This window comes from Streptomyces sp. NBC_01450 (assembly GCF_036227505.1).
GTDB lineage: Bacteria > Actinomycetota > Actinomycetes > Streptomycetales > Streptomycetaceae > Streptomyces.
Window position 1 is genome coordinate 2,718,269 of the sequence record NZ_CP109480.1, and the last position, 19,364, is coordinate 2,737,632.

17 protein-coding genes and 1 pseudogene are annotated in these 19,364 nt (G+C 69.8%); 7 read left to right on the forward strand and 11 right to left on the reverse strand.

All coding sequences use genetic code 11. The annotated features are described in order from the left end of the window. Nucleotides 1–28: 28 nt before the first annotated feature. A complete protein-coding gene (locus tag OG568_RS12450; RefSeq protein ID WP_443077622.1) occupies nucleotides 29–1,492 on the reverse strand; it encodes a glycoside hydrolase family 76 protein in 1,464 nt (487 codons plus the stop codon). 32 nt (nucleotides 1,493–1,524) lie between these two features. Continuing rightward, a pseudogene (locus OG568_RS12455) lies at nucleotides 1,525–1,617 on the reverse strand (hypothetical protein); the annotation flags it as partial. A 261-nt stretch (nucleotides 1,618–1,878) separates the two neighbouring features. Here OG568_RS12455 and OG568_RS12460 point away from each other — a divergent pair. Continuing rightward, a complete protein-coding gene (locus OG568_RS12460) occupies nucleotides 1,879–3,048 on the forward strand; it encodes a glycoside hydrolase family 76 protein (RefSeq protein ID WP_329531520.1) in 1,170 nt (389 codons plus the stop codon). Nucleotides 3,049–3,096: 48 nt separating this feature from the next. On the opposite strand, the gene OG568_RS12465 is transcribed toward OG568_RS12460, so the two are convergent. The 4 genes from OG568_RS12465 to OG568_RS12480 all read right to left on the reverse strand — a co-directional run bounded on the left by OG568_RS12465 (nucleotide 3,097) and on the right by OG568_RS12480 (nucleotide 7,468). Continuing rightward, on the reverse strand, nucleotides 3,097–4,128 hold the full coding sequence (locus tag OG568_RS12465; RefSeq protein WP_329531521.1) for a LacI family DNA-binding transcriptional regulator: 1,032 nt from the start codon (nucleotides 4,126–4,128) through the stop codon (nucleotides 3,097–3,099). Nucleotides 4,129–4,220: 92 nt separating this feature from the next. After that, nucleotides 4,221–5,516, reverse strand: coding sequence for an ABC transporter substrate-binding protein (locus OG568_RS12470; protein ID WP_329531522.1), 1,296 nt, complete (start codon nucleotides 5,514–5,516; stop codon nucleotides 4,221–4,223). Between the two features lie 55 nt (nucleotides 5,517–5,571). Continuing rightward, nucleotides 5,572–6,483 carry a carbohydrate ABC transporter permease gene (locus OG568_RS12475; RefSeq protein ID WP_266428836.1) on the reverse strand — a complete coding sequence of 304 codons (912 nt, stop codon included), beginning with the start codon at nucleotides 6,481–6,483 and terminating at the stop codon, nucleotides 5,572–5,574. Next, the gene (locus tag OG568_RS12480) at nucleotides 6,467–7,468 is read right to left on the reverse strand and encodes a carbohydrate ABC transporter permease (RefSeq protein WP_329531523.1); all 1,002 of its coding nucleotides are present in this window, start codon (nucleotides 7,466–7,468) and stop codon (nucleotides 6,467–6,469) included. The genes OG568_RS12475 and OG568_RS12480 overlap by 17 nt, the downstream gene beginning before the upstream one ends. A 184-nt stretch (nucleotides 7,469–7,652) precedes the next feature. On the opposite strand from OG568_RS12480, the gene OG568_RS12485 reads away from it, so the two are divergent. Next, entirely contained in the window at nucleotides 7,653–8,978 is a 1,326-nt protein-coding gene (locus OG568_RS12485; RefSeq protein WP_329531524.1) for a glycoside hydrolase family 125 protein, read from the forward strand. Nucleotides 8,979–9,003: 25 nt separating this feature from the next. Here OG568_RS12485 and OG568_RS12490 read toward each other — a convergent pair whose 3' ends face one another. Continuing rightward, a complete protein-coding gene (locus OG568_RS12490) occupies nucleotides 9,004–9,612 on the reverse strand; it encodes a dihydrofolate reductase family protein (protein WP_329531525.1) in 609 nt (202 codons plus the stop codon). A gap of 211 nt (nucleotides 9,613–9,823) precedes the next feature. Here OG568_RS12490 and OG568_RS12495 point away from each other — a divergent pair, with 211 nt between their 5' ends. Beyond that, the gene (locus OG568_RS12495) at nucleotides 9,824–10,831 is read left to right on the forward strand and encodes a magnesium transporter CorA family protein (protein WP_329531526.1); all 1,008 of its coding nucleotides are present in this window, start codon (nucleotides 9,824–9,826) and stop codon (nucleotides 10,829–10,831) included. 36 nt (nucleotides 10,832–10,867) lie between these two features. Here OG568_RS12495 and alc read toward each other — a convergent pair whose 3' ends face one another. Both alc and allB read right to left on the reverse strand, forming a co-directional pair. Then, a complete protein-coding gene (gene alc / locus OG568_RS12500; protein ID WP_329531527.1) occupies nucleotides 10,868–11,980 on the reverse strand; it encodes an allantoicase in 1,113 nt (370 codons plus the stop codon). A gap of 67 nt (nucleotides 11,981–12,047) precedes the next feature. Further along, nucleotides 12,048–13,370, reverse strand: coding sequence for an allantoinase AllB (gene allB / locus OG568_RS12505; protein WP_329536338.1), 1,323 nt, complete (start codon nucleotides 13,368–13,370; stop codon nucleotides 12,048–12,050). A gap of 298 nt (nucleotides 13,371–13,668) precedes the next feature. Here allB and OG568_RS12510 point away from each other — a divergent pair, with 298 nt between their 5' ends. Next, nucleotides 13,669–14,472 carry an IclR family transcriptional regulator gene (locus tag OG568_RS12510; protein ID WP_266428853.1) on the forward strand — a complete coding sequence of 268 codons (804 nt, stop codon included), beginning with the start codon at nucleotides 13,669–13,671 and terminating at the stop codon, nucleotides 14,470–14,472. A gap of 20 nt (nucleotides 14,473–14,492) precedes the next feature. Here OG568_RS12510 and OG568_RS12515 read toward each other — a convergent pair whose 3' ends face one another. Beyond that, entirely contained in the window at nucleotides 14,493–14,783 is a 291-nt protein-coding gene (locus OG568_RS12515) for a hypothetical protein (RefSeq protein ID WP_329531528.1), read from the reverse strand. Nucleotides 14,784–14,889: 106 nt separating this feature from the next. Between OG568_RS12515 and yczR the strand changes: the two genes are divergently transcribed. Next, nucleotides 14,890–16,365: a MocR-like transcription factor YczR gene (yczR, locus tag OG568_RS12520; protein WP_266587655.1), complete on the forward strand. Its 1,476-nt coding sequence runs from the start codon at nucleotides 14,890–14,892 to the stop codon at nucleotides 16,363–16,365. A 41-nt stretch (nucleotides 16,366–16,406) separates the two neighbouring features. Here the strand turns inward: yczR and OG568_RS12525 are convergent, their stop codons facing one another. Next, nucleotides 16,407–16,724 (reverse strand): DUF5955 family protein, encoded by a 318-nt coding sequence (locus OG568_RS12525; RefSeq protein WP_266428859.1) that lies wholly within the window; start codon nucleotides 16,722–16,724, stop codon nucleotides 16,407–16,409. Nucleotides 16,725–16,933: 209 nt separating this feature from the next. On the opposite strand from OG568_RS12525, the gene OG568_RS12530 reads away from it, so the two are divergent. Both OG568_RS12530 and aceB read left to right on the forward strand, forming a co-directional pair. Further along, nucleotides 16,934–17,533: a nucleotidyltransferase family protein gene (locus tag OG568_RS12530; protein WP_329531529.1), complete on the forward strand. Its 600-nt coding sequence runs from the start codon at nucleotides 16,934–16,936 to the stop codon at nucleotides 17,531–17,533. A gap of 187 nt (nucleotides 17,534–17,720) precedes the next feature. After that, nucleotides 17,721–19,355, forward strand: a complete 1,635-nt coding sequence (gene aceB, locus OG568_RS12535) for a malate synthase A (RefSeq protein ID WP_329531530.1) — start codon at nucleotides 17,721–17,723, stop codon at nucleotides 19,353–19,355. Nucleotides 19,356–19,364: the final 9 nt, after the last annotated feature.

The window sequence follows — 19,364 nt, forward strand, 5'->3', positions numbered from 1 at the left end:
CACGGGGCCCGCCGCGGTGGGTTCGGGGTCAGGATGCCGCGTTCAGCAGGTCGAGGGCGGACTGCTGGCGCGCGGCGTCGGTCGTGTCGACGGGGCCGGCCCAGTGCAGGCCGTAAGTGTCGAGGGGGGTGCGGTCGTTGGCGTAGGCGGAGTCGGCCTGGCGGCGGATGTAGGAGGTGTACGGGCTGTCGGAGAGCTGGGCGTTGAAGGCGCTGAGGCCTCGGATGTAGGCGCCCTTGAAGGAGGGTCCGTCGGCGCCGCAGCCCCCTGCCTCGCAGGGCTCGCGCAGGATGCCCGCGGCGTTGAGCGAGGTGGAGGTGGTCGAGGCGTCACCGATCTGGCGGCCCGTGGTGAGCAGCGCGGAGTTCCCGGTCGCGCGATACAGCTCCGCGAGGCCGCCGAGGAGAACGCCTTGGTTGTACGACCAGGCCGTGTCGCCGTTGTTGGTGCAGGTCGCGAGGTTGATGCCGTCGTTGACCAGATGGGAGCTGTTGATCATGCCGGTGCCCTGGAACCACGACCACTCCGCGTTCGCACGGGCGAGATAGGTCGTGTCGCCGGGGACGCGGTTGTGCAGCGCGGCGTTCAGTTCCAGATAGAGGGAGTTGGCGATGGCGTTCTTGTAGGTCTTGGCGGTGCTCCACCAGACTCCGCCGCCGCAGGTCGAGTCCCAGTACCGAGCCATGTGGTCGGCGTCGGCGCGGGCGGTGTTCAGATACCTGCTGTCGCCGGTCAGGTCGTAGGCGGCGACCCAGGCCAGGCCCCACCACCCGGTGTCGTCGATGTAGTCGTTGGTGAAGTTGCCGCCCTGGGCGGACAGGTTGAGGTCGTAGGTCTTGGCGATGGCGTACTTGTAGCTGCCCATGCCGGTGACCTCGATGTTGTTGATGAGGGCGGTCAGTGCGTTGGCCGAGTTCCACCAGCCGGTGGTGTCGAACAGGCCGGTGCCGAGGTTGTACGACTGCATCAGCGCGGTGGCCGTGGCGGTCGGGCGGCTGCCCGCGTTCCAGGTCGTACGGGCCCAGGCCGTGCAGGCGATCTCGGTGCGGTTGCCCGCCTTGCCGCAGGCGCGGAGGGCGCCGACGCCGAGGTTGTTCCAGTCGTCGACGTTGTACATCAGGGTGCGCCAGCCGGTCTGTCCCGAGGGGATCGTGGTGTCGCCGAGCTTGCTGCCGGAGGTCCAGGTGCGGCCGCCGTCGAAGGAGCGGTCGAGCCAGACCTCGTCGGTGGGGCTGCCGCCTGTGATCGAGGCCCAGCCCATGGCGTCGGTGTCGTCGAAGTGCAGGGCGATGGTGCGGGAGTAGATGGTGGTGGTCACCGGCCGGCGGTCCTGCGGGGACAGGGCCGGGTCACGGCCGTCGCAGTACTTGTTGCAGACGGTCGCCTGCGCCGCGATGGTCGCTGCTTCGGCGCTTGCGGATGCCGGGATCAGGAGAGCCAGGGACACCGCGGTCGCGAGCAGACCGGCCCCAAGCATGCGTATTCTTCTCATCTTTGAGTGCATGTCAGCTCCGTCGAGGTCGGTCAGCCCAGGCGCCACTGCTGGTTGGCGCCGCCGCCGCAGTCCCAGATCTCGATCTTGGAGCCGGGGGTGGTCTCGTTGTCGTAGGCGTCGAGGCACCATCGTGAAGGCGGCGCTCAGGGGTCTCATGAAGGGTGACGGGACGGTCATCTCGATGTCTCCCGCTTCGCCGTGTGGGGCCGGACGAACTCACCGTTGGAAACGTAACCATCGAGAAGATTCCATCAGCCGAGTCCCAACGTCAATGGTCCGGACCAGGGTGTCGTGGAACCGAACTACCGATGCTGTCAGAGGCGTTGACGACCTCATGGGTCGATGACAACGTTTCCATACCCGCATCCCAGGAGGCCCTCACCATGCCCATGCATCCCTCTCGGCGCGTGATGGTCGGTTCCGGCCTGGCCGCGATCACCGCGATGGCCACGACGCCGGCAGCCGCAGCGCAACGATCGGGCCCGGAACGGGCGTTGTCCCGCGCCACGGCCGCATACTCCGCGTTGAAGAGACACTTCGACACGAACGACGGCTCCGGGCTGGTCCGCGAGCAGACTCCGGCGGCGGCCGGCGACAACCCGTACTCGTACGAATGGCCCTTCTCGCAGGTGCACATCGCCGCGCTCGACCTCACCGTCGTGGACGCGACGTACGAGCCGGAGCTGGCCCGACGGGCGGCGGCGCAGGAGCACTTCTGGAATTCCGGCGGCGGCACGACCGGGCTTCCCGGTTACGCCTCCTACCCCGTCGCCCCGTACGGCTCGGGCGGCGACATGTTCTACGACGACAACGAGTGGGTCGGTCTGGCGAAGGTCCAGCGCCATCTGCAGACCGGGGACACCGCCGCCCTGGCCCGCGCGAAGGAGATCTTCGCCCTGGTCAGGTCCGGCTGGGACACCGACACCACCCATGCCGCACCCGGCGGTGTCTTCTGGACCCAGGCGACCTGGAGCCACGATCGCAACACTGTCTCGAACATGCCGGGCGCCCAACTGGCCCTGCGCCTCCACCAGATCACCGGCGAGGCCGACTGTCTCGACTGGGCGAGACGTTTCCACGACTGGACGAACGCGCATCTGCAGAGCCCCGGCGGCCTGTACTGGGACCACCTCGACCCGCAGGGCACCGTCGAGAAGACCTTCTGGTCCTACAACCAGGGCGTGCCGGTCGGCGTCGACGTTCTCCTCTACGAGATCACCCGCGACCGCGCCCATCTGCGCCGGGCCGAGCGGATCGCCGAGGCCGCGTACGACTACTACGTCACGCAGGGGCGGCTGTTCACCCAGCCCGTGTACTTCAACTCGATCTTCTTCAAGAACCTGCTGCTCCTGGAGTCGGTGACCGGGAAGGACAGGTACCACCGGGCGATGGCCGACTACGCCGACCAGGTGTGGTCCACGATGCGCGATCCGGCCACCGGCCTCGTGCACTTCGACACGGCCGGCGGTACGCAAGCGATCCAGCAGGCGGCATTGGCGCAGATCTACGCCGTGCTCGCATGGCCCCGCGCCAAGTGGCGGACGCTCTACTGACTGGATGCTCTACTGACTGGATGCTCCGCTGACTGGACGCTCCGCTGCCTACGGGTGCCCGATCTCTCCCGTGCCGCGCGCGATCAGGTGGACCGGGAGGACGATGCGGCGGGAGGGCGCGTCGTCGCCGTTGATGCGGTCCAGCAGGAGGTGGGCGGCGTGGCGGCCGAGTTCCTCGGTGTCGGAGGTGACCACGGTGACCGGTGTGGGGAGCATGTCGGCCAGTTTGAAGTCGTCGAAGCCGACGACGGCGATGGGGGCCTGGAGCTGTCGGCAGGCGCGCAGGACGCCCTCGGTGAGGAAGCCCGTGGTGGAGAAGACCGCGGTGGGCGGACGGTCGGAGGTGAGCAGGGTGTGCGTGGCGGCGGAGGCTTCCTCGGTGGTGCCGCGGCGCAGGGTGACGACCAGGTCGTTGTCGGGGGTGAGGCCGCTGCGACGCAGCGCCTTGCGGTAGCCGCGCAGCCGTCGGCCCGTGCTGTAGTAGGAGGGGGCGACGAGTATCGCGATCCGGCGGTGGCCCTGGTCGATGAGGTGCTGGGTGGCCTTGCGTCCGCCGTCCTCGTTGTCGACGAGGACGACGTCGGCCTCGGCGCCGGTGGCCGGCCGGTCGACGAAGACGATGGGCACGTGGTCGTGGCCGTTGATCTCGTTGAGGAAGGCGTGGTCGCCCTGGTCGGGGACGATGATGAGCCCGGCGACGCGCCGTCCGATGAGCTCGCCCACGGCGCGGCGTTCGACCTCCGGGTCCTCGTCGGCCGTGCTGAGGAGGACCGCGTAGCCGGCCCGGTTGGCGACTTCGACGGCGGCCTTGGCCAGGGACGCGTAGAACGGGTTGGTCAGGTCGCCGAGCAGCAGCCCGATGGTCATGGAGTTCTGTCCGGGACGCAGCGAGCGCGCGATCTCGTTGCGCTGGTACCCGATGGCGTTGATCGCCGCCATCACGCGCTCGGCCGTCTCCTCGCGGACCGTTCCGATGCCGTTGACGACGCGGGAGACGGTGACGACGGCGACTCCGGCCCGCTCCGCGACATCGCGCATCGTGGGCCTGGCGTTCTGGTGGTGCGGGGGACGACTGCTCACGTGAGTCGAAGACCAACCTTCCATCGCGTACCGGGGCCGGGACCGCCCTCAGGATACGTTTCGGGTCCCGGCCCGCCGCTCGGCCCGGGTGGCTAACTGTTGCTCTTGATCACTTCGTTGATCTTGTCGGTCATCGTCCGGAGGTCGGAGAGCGGCTTCTTGCCGTTGAGGATGTCCGGCCAGTAGGCGGTGATCAGGTCGTTCGACTGGCTGGCCCACTGGGTGGTGAAGCGCACGCCGATGGTGGACGACGTGTTCAGTCCCGCCTTGACGGTGGACGCGACGGTCGTCAGACCGGCCTTGTCGAGGGCACCGAAGTAGGCACTCTGGGCCGAGAGATAGGCCGGGGCCGCCACCGGGGAGCCGGGCAGCACCTTGGTCCACACGGTGGAGTCGAGGTAATTGAGGACCTTGTACGTCGCGTCCGCGTTCTGGGTGTACGACGGGGTGCAGATGCCCACGGCGTCGTACAGGGTGGCCGGCTTGTTCACCTGCGGGATGGGCGCGAACCCGTACTTGATCTTCGGTTTGTCCGTGAGGAAGCCGGCGGCCAGCCACTGGCCGCTCCACAGCATCGGGATCTGCCCGGCGGCGAACAGCGCCTGCTGGTTGCTGATGTCGTAGCCGGGAGGTGCGATGGCGCCGCTCTTGATGCCGGCCACGAGCTTGCGGACGCCTTCGGTGTACGTCGCGTCGATGGTGGTCTTGGTGGGCTGGTGAACGGAGTCGGCGAAGGGCGCGCCACCCGCGGACAGCGAGTACGTGCTCAGGGAGAAGGGGCCGTCCGTGGAGGTCATGGCGTCGGCGACCAGGCCGTACTTGGCGCCCTTCGCGTGCAGCTCGGCGGCGGCGTCGAACATCTGGTCCCAGGTCCATCCGGCGGCGGGCACGGCTATTCCGGCGGCCTTGAAGGCGTCGATGTCGTACCAGATGCCGTAGGTGTTGATCAGTGAGGGAACACCGCCGATCTTTCCGTCGGCTGTCTTCCAGTTCTTCATGGTGGAGGAGACGAAGCTGCTCGCGCCGAAGTCGCCGGCGCCGGAGAGCCGGGAGGCCCAGTCGGTGAGCAGGCCCTGGCCGGTGTACTGCTGCTCGGTGTCGTTGCCGCACCAGAACAGGTCGGGCAGTTTCTTGGCTTGGGTCAGGGCCGCGAGCTTGTCGCTGTAGTTGCCGTTGGGTGTGTCGATGCGCTTGACCGTGATGTTCGGGTCATGGAAGCCGGTCAGCGCCTGGTCGATGGCCTTGTTGGTGGCGGCGGACTCCCAGGTCATGAGGGTGACCGTCGCCTTGCCGTCGGACGACTTCCCGGACGAGCCGCCGCAGGCCGCCGTCGCGAGCAGTCCCCCGCCCGCCAGCAACACTCCGGCGACACGGATCAATCGTTTCATCATGGCCTCCTGATACCTGGCTGGTACATGGCTCGTACGTGGGTCGTGGCGCGGGTCAGCGCTGGTTGACGGTGCCCAGGGCGCTCAGGCCTTGGATGAAGTAGCGCTGGGCGACGAAGAACACGGCCAGCGGCGGGAGCATGTAGAGCAGGTTGGTGGCCATGTAGAGGTTCCAGTCCGGGGTCTGGCCGGCGAACTGGGTGACGAAGGAGGCCATGCCTACGCTCAGCGGCCACTTCTGCGACGAGTACAGGTAGATGAGCGGGTTGAGGTAGTCGTTCCAGGACATCTGGAAGGCCAGGATCGACATCGTTATCCAGGCCGGCTTGGTGATCGGAAGCATGACGCTGACGAAGATGCGGACGTGTCCCGCGCCGTCGACCTTGGCCGCTTCGTCGATGGAGTGTGGGATCGACAGGAAGTACTGGCGGGCGAGGAAGATGAAGAGCGGATTGCCGCCCAGGAAGGCCGGGACGATCAGCGGCAGCCAGGTGTCGTACCAGCCGATGTCCTTGAACAGCTGGAACAGCGGGATGATGCCGACCACCGGTGGCAGCAGCATGCTGCCGACGAAGACGTAGAACCACACCTTCCGGCCGGGGAAGCGCAGCCGGGCCAGGGCGTATCCGGCCATCATCGAGGTCATCACGCCGCCGATCACCGACAGGCCGGTGATGACGACGGAGTTCAGCAGCAGCCGCGGGAAGTGGATCACCTTCGGCCCATTGACGAAGTTCTCGAAGTGGAACTGGTGGGGCAGGAGTCGGGGCGGGACTTCGAAGACCGCCGAGGGGCCCTTCAGCGCGACGGTGAGCATCCACAGGATGGGCAGGATCATCACCGAGCTGATCAGCAGCGCGACGGCGTACCAGGACGCCGTCCGTACGGCCTTGCCGCGCGGCTTGGCTGCCGGGGCTGTCGTCGGCGCCGTCGTCGGCGCCCTCGTGACGTCAGGAGACGTGGTCACTGTAGGTCCAAATCGACGAGAAGCGGGCGGTGGCGGCGATCACGACGACGATGACGAGGAACAGCACCCACACCTGGGCGGAGGCGTAGCCGAACTGGGAGACCTGCCCGAGTCTGGGGAAGCCGTTGTTGTAGATCGACAGCATCATCGTCCGGGTGCTGAACCCGGGACCGCCCTGGTTGTCCGGCGAGAGGATCTTCGGCTGGTTGAACGCCTGAAGGGCCGTCACCATCTGCAGCACCACCTGCAGAATCATGATCGGGCTGATCAGTGGCAGGGTGATCCTGAAGAACACCGTGCGGGGGCCGGCGCCGTCGAGCCTGGCCGCTTCGTAGAGCTCGGTGGGGACCGCCTGGAGCGCGGCGAGGAAGATGATCATCGTGGAGCCGACGCTCCACAGCATGACGATCACGATCGAGGGCATGGCCGAGTCCGCCCCGGACAGCCATTCACTGGTGGGCAGGTGGAGCCAGTTCAACACCTGGTTGGCCAGGCCGACTTGGGGGTTGAAAACGAACTTCCAGAGCGTGATCGTGGCCACCACGGGCAGGACGACCGGCAGGTAGCACAGCGTGCGCAGCAGGCCGACACCCCGCATCCGCTGGTTGCAGAACACGGCCAGGGCCAGCCCGATGACCAGCGACAACGGCACATACAGGACGACGAGCAGCAGCGTGGCGCGCACCGAGGGCCAGAAGGACGGGTCGGTGCTGAACATCCTGCGGAAGTTGTCGAAGCCGATGAACTTCGGGTCCGACAGGCCGTTGTAGCTGGTCAGCGCGGAGTAGGCCGACCGGATCAGCGGGTAGACGACGAACCCCGTGAAGCCGATGAGAGCCGGCGCCAGGAACACGTATGCGGCCAGAGTGTCCGAGGACCTCTTCCGTCGCCAGGGTCGTCCGAGACGCCCCGGGCTCCCCCGGTCCGGCGGCCGGTCCACGGGCGGTACGGCGGTTCGCGTCTCGTGGTGCGGAGCGGCTGTCACACGCGCTCACCTTCTTCCTCCGAGGAGTTGGCGAAGACCCGGACCGGAGCCGACCCGACCGTCTGGTGGTCGCCGGCCCGCTCAAGGTAACGTTTCCATTCCCTGGCGATCACACGGTGGCGCACGCCACATGAGGGAGTCAAGAGGCGCGATGGTAACGTTTCCCGGATCAACATCCGGAAGAATGTGGGCAGTTCCGGAGTCGCTGAGGACGCTCGGACGACGGCTCGCCACCGGACTGCGGGGCGGCCCGGCAGCGGACATCGTCGAGAGTTGCCTGACCAACACATGGACCACGTCAATGAGTTGGGGTACCGCGCCGTCGGAGGTCCCGGAGGTCTTCGTCAAGACCGGAGACATCCCGGCGATGTGGCTGCGGGACAGCACGGCCCAGGTCCGCCCGTACCTCGCCGTGGCCACGGATCCGGAGGTCGGCGACGTCCTGGTCGGTGTGTCACGCCGTCAGATCCGCTGCGTCCTGCTGGACCCGTACGCCAACGCCTTCAACGACGGCCCCACCGGCGCGCACGGCGAGCCCGTCGACCGGCCCACGCCCGGGGCATGGGTGTGGGAGCGCAAGTACGAACTCGACTCCCTCTGCGCGCCGTTGCAGTTGGCGTACGCGATCCGGCGGGCGACCGGTCGCGAGGACCACCTCGACGACGCCTTTCACCGCGCCGCCTGGACGATCGTACGGCTGTGGCGCACGGAGCAGTCCCACACGCACTCGCCCTACTGGTTCGTCCGGCCGTCCGGCCCCTTCGCCGCTGACAGCCTTCCCCAGGGCGGCCGCGGAGCCAGTGTCCGGCGGACCGGAATGACGTGGTCGGGCTTTCGGCCGAGCGACGATCCCTGCCGGCACGGCTACCTCGTCCCGGCCAACGCGCTGGCGTCGGCGAGCCTGCACGGGCTGGCCGAACTGGCCTCGTCCGCCCTCCGCGACGCGGAACTCGCCCGTGAATCAAGGAAGTTGGCCGCCGACATCGACGCCGGAATCCTGGCGCACGCGGTGGTCGAGGCCGACGGCGTATCCGTCCTGGCCTACGAGGTCGACGGCCTCGGGGCGGAACTGCTCGGCGACGACGCCAACCTCCCGAGTCTGCTGAGCCTCCCCCTGAGCGGCTGGTGCGCACCGCGGGACCCGCTCTATCAGGCCACCCGGCGTCTCGCGCTCTCCACGGCGAACCCTTCGTACTTCAGCGGCAGTCACGCGTCCGGCGTCGGCAGTACGCACACGCCGGACGGTCATGTCTGGCCGCTGGCGATCGCCACCGCCGGCCTCACCGGCGACGAGAACGCCGCCGCGCGGGCGCTGGAAACCCTGGCGGCCACGACCGCGGGCACCGGCCTGATGCACGAGAGCTTCCATGTCGACGCCCCCGGCCGGTTCACCCGGGACTGGTTCGGCTGGGCCAACGCCATGTTCTGCGAACTCGCCCTCGATCTGTGCGCGGACGGCGTACGGCACCTGTTTCCCGTGCACCCGCGGACGCTGCCCGCCGGGGCGTGAGGGCCACACGGCTTCGGAGGCCGCCTCAGAAGCTGCCGTACGCCGGGCGGCCGTCGAGTTCGTACGTGTGGATCGCCACGCCCGCGCCCGTGACGCTGCCGGAGACGTGCCGGAACGCGGTGGGGACGGCGCCCTCGGCGAAGAGACGGCGGCCCGCGCCGAGTACGACAGGGAAGGTCAGCAGGTGCAGGGTGTCGACCAGGTCGAGCGCGAACAGGGACCTGGCGAGGGCGGCGCTGCCGTGGACCTGGAGCTCGCGGTCGGTGCGCTCCTTGAGGGCGGTGACCTCCTTGGCGAGGTCGCCCCCGATCACCGTCGTCCCCTCCCAGGCGGGATCCGTGAGGCTCGACGAGGCGACGTACTTCGGCAGGGAGTTCAGCTTGGCGGCGATCAGGTTGGCGGGGTCGGTCACCTTCGGCCAGTAGCCGGCGAAGATCTCGTACGTACGCCTGCCGAGCAGGAACGCGTCCACGCGGGAGAAGACGTCGATCACGAACCCTCCGAAGTCCTCGTCCCCGTAGGGGGCGCTCCAGCCGCCCTGCTCGAAGCCGCCGCCGCGGTCCTCCTCGGGGCCGCCGGGAGCCTGGTGGACGCCGTCGAGGGTGACGAACGCGGTGAGGGTGAGCTTGCCCATGACGGGTGCCTTCTTCCTTCGGTGGGGTCTGCCGTCATCAGGTCAGACCCCGCCGGCACCCACAACTCATCGGTGTCCCGAAAACCGGTGGCCGAGCGCCCATGGGCCGGGGACACGGCGCGGTGCGCGGTCAGCTGCTCGCGGGGCCGTCGGCGGTAGTGTGCCGAGGGACGTCGCAGTGTGCGCACGACGCCATCCACGGTGAGGGGCGATGATCGTTACGGTGGTGTCGATGCCGGAGGGCGTCGTCGTACGCACGGGGTTGGCACAGGCCCGGGAGCGTCTCGCGGTGACCTCCGGCTTCGTGATCGTGGACATCGACCTGGAAGACGAGCCCTCGCCCGTCGACGAGCCGCTGTCCCGTCGGCTCGGGCTGGACGACGCGGCCGGTGAGTGGCTCGGCAGAGCGGAGGAGCACGTCCGGGCCGAGTACCACGACGGCACCGCCGTCGGCGTCGTTCCAGTGGTCTGCGGGAACGAGGTCACCCATATCCATGTCCTCGCCGACGAGCGCCGCTTCGTCACGGTGCATCACGGGCCCGTCGAACTGATCGAGACCTTCATCGACCAGTTGCCGCAGGAACTGCCCCCCGACGCGGTGACGACGATGTTCCTGTTTCTGCAAGGGGTTCTGGAGACCTTTCGCCGGGCCGTCACACAGGCCCATCTGGAGGTCGAGGACCTGGAGGAGGCGATGTTCGAGCGGCGGCAGCCGGAGCATGTCCATCGGCTGGCCCGGCTGCGGCGGCGCGCGGCCCGTCTGCATCGCGCGTTCCTGCCGTACGCCGCGGTCGCCCAGGAGATCCTGGTGCGCCGCAGGCTGGCGAATCACGCCCTCCCGAAGGAGCGGCAGGAGATGAACCGGCTGCACGAGCACACCGTGCAGCTGGTGCTCGTGGAGATCGAGGCGGTGCGGGACGCGGCCCGGCGGGCCGCGACCAGCTACGCGTCGCTCGTCGCCGATCAGCAGAACGTCGTGATCAACAGACTCACCATCGTCTCGATGGTCTTCTTGCCGCTGTCGTTCCTGACCGGCTTCTTCGGCATGAACTTCGGCTACCTGACCAACCGGCTGACGAGCGAGGACTCCTTCCTGGAGTTCGGCCTGGGCCTGCAGGTGGGTGCCGTGGCCGTCGCCCTGTACTACGTGCTGTACCGCACGCACTGGCGGCAGCTGCGCGACAGCCGTGCCCGCGACGCCGCCGACGACCAGCCCTGATCGCGTCCCGCCGGGGCCCCGCGCGGCAGCGCGGTCTCAGCCGAGCTCCTGGTACCTGGCCGTCAGGGCCGTGGCGCCCTCCTTGGTGAGGGAGCCGAACAGGCGCAGGCGGGAGATGCCTCCGTCGGGGAAGATGTCCACGCGCGCGTGGGTCCCGGTCACCGACGCGGCGAGGACGAAGCGGTGGTTGGTGTCGGGCTGGAGTCGGGTGCGCGGCAGGATCTCCGTCCAGTCGCCGTCGTCGCCGTTCTTCACCGACACCGACGCCCAGCCGGCGCTGTTGCCCTTCAAGTACGCCGTGTCGATCTCCAGGGCGCGGATCTCGGACTGGGCGACCAGCTGGTAGCGGATCCAGTCGTTGCCCTGGTCGCGGCGGCGGCGTGTCTCCCAGCCGTCGTCCATCTTGCGGGAGCGTCCGGGCTGGATGGTGTTCGTGGCGGGCGAGTAGAAGAGGTTGGACGCGTCCTCGACCCGGCCGCCGTTCTCCAGGGCGAGGACGTCGAAGGTGCCGAGCGCGGAGAGCCACTCGGGGTCGGCCACGACCTCGCCGTACACGCGCAGCCGGGCGATGCCGCCGTCCGGGTGCTGGTTGACGCGGAGGTGGGTGAAGCGCTGTTCGACGGAGACGGTGAAGCCGTTGGCGGCGTGGCCGCCGACCGCCGTGCGCGGCAGGAGCGTCGTCCACTTCACGTCGTCCGCGAGGAGTTCCTCCGGTGACGGGGAGCCGGGGACCGAGGCGCCCTCGACGGACACCGCCTGGGGGTAGTTGCCGCGGAAGTGGGCCGTGTCGACCACCACCCCGCGTACGACACCGGGTGCGCCGAGCCGGACGAGCGCCCAGTCGTGGTCCTGGGCCGTCGGCCACGGGTGCTCGGCCGAGGCGCCCCGGCGCCGCCGTGTCTCCCAGCCGTCCATGACCTTGCCCTTGTGCCCGAAGTGCTCGGGGTCGAACTCGGCCCGCCCGGGCAGCAGGAGGTTCTCGCGCTGGGCGAAGAACTCGTCGTTGGCGGCGATGACCCCGGCGCCGAGCTGCCGGTCGGCCAGGTTGGCGTACTGGGTGAAGGGGAAGTCGGCGGTGCGATGGTCCGCGTACGGGTCGCCGCCTGCGTAGGGGTTCGCGTCACCGGTGAAGTGAGGAATCGCCGTCACGTTGATCAGGTCTGCCTTTCGAGGTCGGCCGCTGCGGGTGCGAGGCGCTCGCGGGTGCGTTCGAGGACTACGGGGTGCGCGTCAGGAGTTCGCCCCTGGGGGCGCCGAACTCGCCGTCGGCCACGATGCGCTCGCCCCGCAGCCAGGTCGACTTCACGACGCCGCTGAGCGTCCGGCCGGCGTAGGCCGTGACCCGGTTGCGGTGCTGCAGCGCGGCGGGATCCACGGTGAAGGTCTCGTCGGGGGCGAGGACGGCGAAGTCGGCGTCACGGCCCACGGCGATGGCGCCCTTGCGGGAGTCCAGGCCGACCAGTCGGGCCGTGCGCGTGGACATCCAGCGGACCACGTCCTCCAGGTCGTGGCCGCGCCCGCGGGCCTCCGTCCAGACCGCCGACAGGCTCAGCTGGAGCCCGGAGATGCCGCCCCAGGCGGTCGCGAAGTCGTCGGTCTTCAGGTCGGCCGTGGACGGCGAGTGGTCGGTGACGACGCAGTCGATCGTGCCGTCGGCCAGCGCCTGCCACAGCAGGTCCTGGTTGGCGGCCTCGCGGATGGGCGGGCAGCACTTGAACTCGCTCGCCCCGTCCGGGACTTCCTCGGCCGTCAGGGTCAGATAGTGCGGGCAGGTCTCCACCGTGATCCGCACGCCCGCCCGCTTGGCCTCGGCGATGAGGGGCAGCGCGTCGGAGGACGACAGGTGCAGCACGTGCACACGCGCGTGGAGGCGTTCGGCCTGCGCGATGAGGTGGGTGATGGCGGTGTCCTCGGCGTCGCGCGGGCGCGAGGCCAGGAAGTCGGCGTACTTCCGGCCGCCCTTCTGAGGGGCTGCTGCGAGGTGGTGCGGGTCCTCGGCGTGCACGATGAGCAGGCCGTCGAACGCGGCGATCTCGGCCAGGGACCGCGCCAGTCCCTCCTCGTCAAGCTCGGGGAACTCGTCCACGCCGGACGGCGACAGGAAGGCCTTGAAGCCGAAGACTCCCGCGTCGTGCAGCGGGCGCAGGTGCTTGACGTTGTCGGGGAGGGCACCGCCCCAGAAGCCGACGTCGATGTGCGCCTTGGAGCGGGCGACGTCCCGCTTCGTACGGAGGTGGTCGACCGTGGTCGTCGGCGGGAGGGAGTTGAGCGGCATGTCGATCAGGGTGGTGATGCCGCCGGCCGCGGCGGCGCGCGTCGCGGTCCAGAAGCCCTCCCACTCCGTGCGGCCGGGGTCGTTGACGTGCACGTGGGTGTCGACCAGGCCCGGCAGGAGGACGTCGTCCCCGAAGTCCTCCAGACGGGCGCCGGGCGGCACCTCGGCGTCGTACGCGAGCACGGCCGTGATCCTGCCCGCGGCGACCGCGACCGTGGCGGCGCGCGTCCCTTCGGGAGTGATGACGCGCGTCGAGCGCAGCATCAGTTCGACCCATCCGACGTCGGACACCCGGACCCCTCTCTCTGCCGCTGTCGAGTCCCGCTGCCGCTGTTAACTTCCGCGTAACGGAATTCAACGTTCTGTTGAAGGAGTCTTCACTCAAGCCCTCACGCCGTCAAGGGCTCACCCCTCCACCCTGCCCCTGAATCCAGCCCTCTGGATGTTTCCGCAAAACGGAATTAGAATTCCGCGAAGCAGAACTTAGTTATGTACCCCCAAGGAGTCAACCAACAGCCGGGTAGGCTGCATCACTGCCTGTCAGTCGTGAAAGGACCGCGCCGTGCCTGCGTCCAGCGCCAGCACCACCGACGCCGCCAAGTCATCCGCCCCGAGCGGTGGTGTCCAGTCCCTCGAGCGCGCCTTCGACCTGCTCGAGCGCATGGCCGACGCCGGCGGGGAGGTCGGCCTGAGCGAGCTCTCCGTGAGCAGCGGGCTGCCCCTGCCCACCATCCACCGCCTCATGCGCACGCTGGTCGCCTGCGGTTACGTACGCCAGCAGCCGAACCGCCGCTACGCGCTCGGCCCCCGGCTGATCCGCCTGGGCGAGTCCGCCTCCCGGCTGCTCGGCACCTGGGCGCGCCCCTATCTCGCCCGTCTGGTCGAGGAGACCGGCGAGACCGCGAACATGGCGCTGCTCGACGGGGACGAGATCGTCTACGTGGCCCAGGTGCCCTCCAAGCACTCGATGCGCATGTTCACCGAGGTGGGCCGCCGGGTGCTGCCGCACTCCACGGGCGTGGGCAAGGCCCTGCTCGCGAACACCCCGGCGGACGAGGTGCGCGCGCTGCTCGCCCGTACCGGCATGCCCGCCGCGACGGAGAAGACGATCACCACGCCGGACGGCTTCCTCACCGCGCTGGAGGAGGTGCGCCGGCTCGGCTACGCGGTCGACGACAACGAGCAGGAGATCGGCGTGCGCTGCCTCGCCGTCTCGGTGCCCGACTCCCCCACGGCCGCCGCCATCTCGATCTCCGGCCCCGCGGGCCGGGTCACGGACGCGGCCACGGAGAAGATCGTGCCCGTGCTCCAGCAGGTCGCGGTGGAGCTGTCGGAGGCACTGGCCAGCTCGGGCCCGGGGGCCTGACCGGAGCGCGCCCCGGGCCATCAGGACTCACCCCGGCGCGGCACCGCGAACCCCCCACCGGCACGGGCGGCGGAGCGCCTCGCGACCAGTCTGCGCACCCACTCCCGCACGGGCACCCCCGGCATCCGCTCCTCCTGGCGCCGCTGCATCTCCCGCTCCCCACGATCGGTGAGGCGGCGGTCGCTTCCCTCGGCGCTGATGCTTCCCTCGCCGCCGATGCTTCCCTCGGCGCTGATGCTTCCCTCGGCGCTGATGCTCCCCTTGGCGCTGATGCTCCCCTTCTCGCAGACGTCTCCGGCGTCGATCGACATCGCTCCGCTCCCCTTCCCAGGCCAATACGGTTGGACGATTTCCCCTGGTCCTCGGAGTCTGTAGGCTGATTGGCCTGCCCTACAGGGCCAATGCGAGGGAGTTGGCATGGTGAACGGACCGGTGGTCCACGGAATGGACAGGACGCTGGGAAGCCGGCAGCTCGCCGCGCTGCTGTCCGCCGTGCCGCACGCCGACGGCCGCCCCGGCTATCGCGCGCTGGCCGACGGCGTACGCAGGCTGCTCCTCGACGGCCGGATCGCGCTGCACGTCCGGCTGCCCGCCGAGCGCGAACTGGCCTCGGCGCTCACGGTCAGCCGGGCCACCGTGACAGCGGCGTACGACCTGCTGCGGGAGGACGGGTTCGCGCGGAGCCGGCGGGGTGCGGGGACGTGGACGGAACTGCCCGCCGGCCACCGCCCGGCCAATGTGGCCTCCTTCCTGGCCGACGAAGGCGTGATCGACCTGGCCATCGCCGCGCCCGGCGCGCCCGAGCCGGAGCTCGCCGCGGCCTTCGCGGAGGCGGGCGTCCTGCTGGCCGGGCGGGCCTCGACACCGGGCTATCACCCCTACGGGATCCCTGAGTTGAGGGCCGCCGTCGCCGAGCGGTTCACCCGGCGCGGGCTGCCGACGCTGCCGGACCAGATCCTCATCACGAACGGGGCCCAGCAGGCTCTCTCGCTCACGCTCGGTCTGCTCGGACGGCCCGGTGACCGGATCCTGGTCGAGAACCCCTCGTATCCGAACGCGCTCGACGCGATGCGCCGCGCCGGACTGCGCACCGCTCCCGTTCCCGTCACGGCGGAGGGCTGGGACCCGGGGCTGATCGACTGCGCACTGCGGCAGACGGCGCCCCGGCTCGCGTATCTGATCCCCGACTTCCACAATCCGACGGGGCATCTGATGCCCCCCGAACAGCGCCTGGCCGTACTCGAGTCGGCGCGCGCGACCGGCACCTGGCTGGTGATCGACGAGACGATGACGGACATCGCGCTGGATGTGCCCGGGGCCCCGCCGTTCGCCTCGCTCGCGCCGCGCGGGATGGGCGAACAGGTCGTGACCGTGGGGTCGTTGAGCAAGACGCACTGGGGAGGGCTGCGCCTCGGCTGGGTGCGGGCGGGATCCCGGCTGATCACGGAGCTGGCGACCGCGCGGGTGCCCGCGGACATGGGCGGTTCGGTCCTGGACCAGCTGGTCGCGCTCGGACTGTTGGCGCGCACGGACGAGGTGCTGCGCGAGCGGCTGCCGCGACTGCGCGCCCAGCGGGACGCGCTCGCCGACTCACTGGCCCGTCATCTTCCCGACTGGCGCTGGCAGTTGCCGCCCGGCGGGCTGACGCTGTGGATCGACCTGGGTCGCCCGATCGCCTCGTCGCTGGCCCGCGCGGCCCTGGCGCAGGGCCTGCGCATCGAGGGCGGTTCCCGGTTCGGCGCCGACCCGGGCACCCATGAACACCGGCTGCGCTTCCCCTACACCCTGCCGTCCGAGGTGCTCGAGGAGGCCGTACGCCGGCTCACGACCGCTCTGGACAGCGGGCTCAACGCGGCCAAGGCGGAGGCGGCCCGCCCGCATTGGGTGGCGTGAGCGGCACTCCGGAGACACACCCCGCGAAGGCTCCGGCCCCCTCAGCGGCGCCGGGGCGGCTCCCCGAACAGCTCCACCGCGCTGCGTACGTCCGCGAGGCCGGTCGACAGCGCGCTGACCGAGCCGATCGCGCCCGCGATCAGCAGCAGGGAGCGGCGCAGCCGGGGGATCTCGGGCATACCGCTGAGAGCCATCGCGGCGAGGGCCGCGAGCTCGTCCTCGGCGATCCCCCGGTCGGGGAACTCGGCCGGATGTGTGGCGAGTTCACGGCGCAGCCGGGAGACGGCGGTCCGTAGTTCCGCCACCCTCGGATCCTCGTCGCTGCCGGTCACTGGCCTCTGCCCCAAGCTCCGCAACACAGCTCGCCCCCTCGCACGTCCTTGTGCGCACGCCCTTCGCCTGTCTGTCCCGGACCCCATGGCGATGGTCGGGCGCCGGGGGACGCGGGCCAGTAAACGCCACCCGATGCGGCGGCGCCACCGGGTGGACCGAAATTCAGCCTCACGAAACCGTGCCGTCGGCGCCGGGTCAGGTATGCAGGAGGTATGACGGACAGGGAAGACGGCGTATGACGCACGGAGAAGACCAGGTGGCCGGGCTGCTCCTCGCGGCCGGCGGGGGGCGACGGCTCGGTGGGAGGCCCAAGGCGCTGCTCGAACACCGGGGGCGCCCCCTGGTGGAGTACGCGGTGGGGGTGCTGCGCGCGGCCGGGTGCTCACGCGTCCACGTGGTGCTGGGGGCGCGCGCCGACGCCGTCCGGGAGCGGGCGCGGCTCGACGGGTGTGTGCTCGTGGACAACCCCGAGTGGGAGCGCGGCATGGGCTCGTCGCTGCGGGCCGGGCTCGGCTCGCTCGCCGGCACGGGCGCGCGGGCGGTGCTGGTCTCGCTCGTCGACCAGCCCGGCATCGGGCCGCGGGCGGTCGCCCGGGTCCTCGCCGCCTACCGGGACGACACCTCGCTGGCCTCGGCCGCGTACGACGGCGTGCGCGGCCATCCCGTGCTCTTCGGCGCCGCCCACTGGGCCGCTGTCGCGGCGAGTGCGACCGGTGACCGGGGGGCGCGCGCCTATCTGAAGGAGCACGAGGCGGCGATCACGCTCGTCGAGTGCGGCGACGTGGCGCAGCCGTACGACATCGACACGGAGGACGATCTGGGACACCTTGAGTGAGCGGCGTGGCACTGAGCGCCAGCTTGCCTCGACCTGGAGAATCTCGACATCAACAAACCATTGAACTTCCACTATGAGGAAACTACTATCCACACTTCAGAAGCGCCGGGCTGCTCCCCAGGCGCCGATCGCCCTACCCGGGTCGTCTGGCACCCGGTGCCACGCTCGCTGAAGGAAGTGACAGCTCATGTCCGCACCAGCGCCGTCCCCGCTGGCCATCGTCGACGCCGAGCCCCTGCCCCGGCAGGAAGAGGTCCTCACCGACGCGGCCCTCGCCTTCGTGGCCGAGTTGCACCGGCTGTTCACGCCCCGGCGTGACGAGCTCCTCGCCCGCCGCGCGGAGCGCCGCGCGGAGATCGCCCGCACCTCCACGCTCGACTTCCTCCCCGAGACCGCCGCCATCCGCGCGGACGACTCCTGGAAGGTGGCCCCCGCCCCGGCCGCCCTGAACGACCGCCGCGTCGAGATCACCGGCCCCACCGACCGCAAGATGACCATCAACGCCCTCAACTCGGGCGCGAAGGTGTGGCTCGCGGACTTCGAGGACGCCTCGGCCCCCACCTGGGAGAACGTGGTCACCGGCCAGCTCAACCTGATCGACGCGTACACCCGCAGCATCGACTTCACGGACCCGAAGTCCGGGAAGTCGTACGCCCTGAAGGCGGAGAACGAGCTCGCGACGGTCGTCACGCGGCCGCGCGGCTGGCATCTGAACGAGCGTCACCTCGTCGACGCGGACGGCACGCCCGTCCCCGGCGCGCTCGTCGACTTCGGCCTGTACTTCTTCCACAACGCGCAGCGCCTGCTCGACCTCGGCAAGGGCCCGTACTTCTACCTCCCGAAGACGGAGTCGCACCTGGAGGCCCGGCTCTGGAACGACGTCTTCGTCTTCGCGCAGGACTACGTCGGCCTCCCGCAGGGCACCGTCCGCGCGACCGTCCTGATCGAGACGATCACGGCGGCGTACGAGATGGAGGAGATCCTCTACGAACTCCGCGACCACGCCTCCGGGTTGAACGCGGGCCGCTGGGACTATCTCTTCTCCATCGTCAAGAACTTCCGTGACGGCGGCCAGAAGTTCGTGCTGCCGGACCGCAACGCGGTGACGATGACGGCCCCGTTCATGCGCGCCTACACCGAACTCCTCGTCCGCACCTGCCACAAGCGCGGCGCGCACGCGATCGGCGGCATGGCGGCGTTCATCCCCTCCCGGCGCGACGAAGAGGTCAACAAGGTCGCCTTCGAGAAGGTCAAGGCCGACAAGGACCGGGAGGCGGGCGACGGTTTCGACGGCTCATGGGTGGCCCACCCGGACCTGGTCCCGATCGCGATGGCCTCCTTCGACGCCGTCCTCGGCGACAAGCCGAACCAGAAGGACCGGCTGCGCGAGGACGTGTCCGTCGCCGCCGGGGACCTGATCGCCGTCGACTCCCTCGACGCCAGGCCGACGTACGACGGTCTGGTCAACGCCGTCCAGGTCGGTATCCGTTACATCGAGGCCTGGCTGCGCGGGCTCGGCGCGGTCGCCATCTTCAACCTCATGGAGGACGCGGCCACCGCCGAGATCTCCCGCTCGCAGATCTGGCAGTGGATCAACGCGGGCGTCGAGTTCGAGCACGCGGGGAAGACCGTGAGGGCCACCCCGGAGCTGGCCCGCGAGGTCGCCGCCCGGGAGCTGGCGAACATCCGCGCCGAGATCGGCGAGGAGGCCTTCGCGGCCGGTCACTGGCAGCAGGCCCACGACCTGCTCCTGGAGGTCGCGCTCGACGAGGACTACGCCGACTTCCTGACACTGCCGGCGTACGAGCAGCTCAAGGGCTGACCTCCGAGG

What these genes read in the sequence shown, in the direction of transcription:
- OG568_RS12485 (WP_329531524.1), top strand. Translation starts at nt 7,653, where the DNA reads ATGTGGGCAGTTCCGGAGTCGCTGAGGACGCTCGGACGACGGCTCGCC.
- OG568_RS12515 (WP_329531528.1), bottom strand. Translation starts at nt 14,783, where the DNA reads ATGTCGATCGACGCCGGAGACGTCTGCGAGAAGGGGAGCATCAGCGCC.
- yczR (WP_266587655.1), top strand. Translation starts at nt 14,890, where the DNA reads ATGGTGAACGGACCGGTGGTCCACGGAATGGACAGGACGCTGGGAAGC.
- OG568_RS12450 (WP_443077622.1), bottom strand. Translation starts at nt 1,492, where the DNA reads ATGAGAAGAATACGCATGCTTGGGGCCGGTCTGCTCGCGACCGCGGTG.
- OG568_RS12495 (WP_329531526.1), top strand. Translation starts at nt 9,824, where the DNA reads ATGATCGTTACGGTGGTGTCGATGCCGGAGGGCGTCGTCGTACGCACG.
- OG568_RS12470 (WP_329531522.1), bottom strand. Translation starts at nt 5,516, where the DNA reads ATGAAACGATTGATCCGTGTCGCCGGAGTGTTGCTGGCGGGCGGGGGA.
- OG568_RS12490 (WP_329531525.1), bottom strand. Translation starts at nt 9,612, where the DNA reads ATGGGCAAGCTCACCCTCACCGCGTTCGTCACCCTCGACGGCGTCCAC.
- OG568_RS12460 (WP_329531520.1), top strand. Translation starts at nt 1,879, where the DNA reads ATGCCCATGCATCCCTCTCGGCGCGTGATGGTCGGTTCCGGCCTGGCC.
- allB (WP_329536338.1), bottom strand. Translation starts at nt 13,370, where the DNA reads ATGCTGCGCTCGACGCGCGTCATCACTCCCGAAGGGACGCGCGCCGCC.
- OG568_RS12530 (WP_329531529.1), top strand. Translation starts at nt 16,934, where the DNA reads ATGACGCACGGAGAAGACCAGGTGGCCGGGCTGCTCCTCGCGGCCGGC.
- aceB (WP_329531530.1), top strand. Translation starts at nt 17,721, where the DNA reads ATGTCCGCACCAGCGCCGTCCCCGCTGGCCATCGTCGACGCCGAGCCC.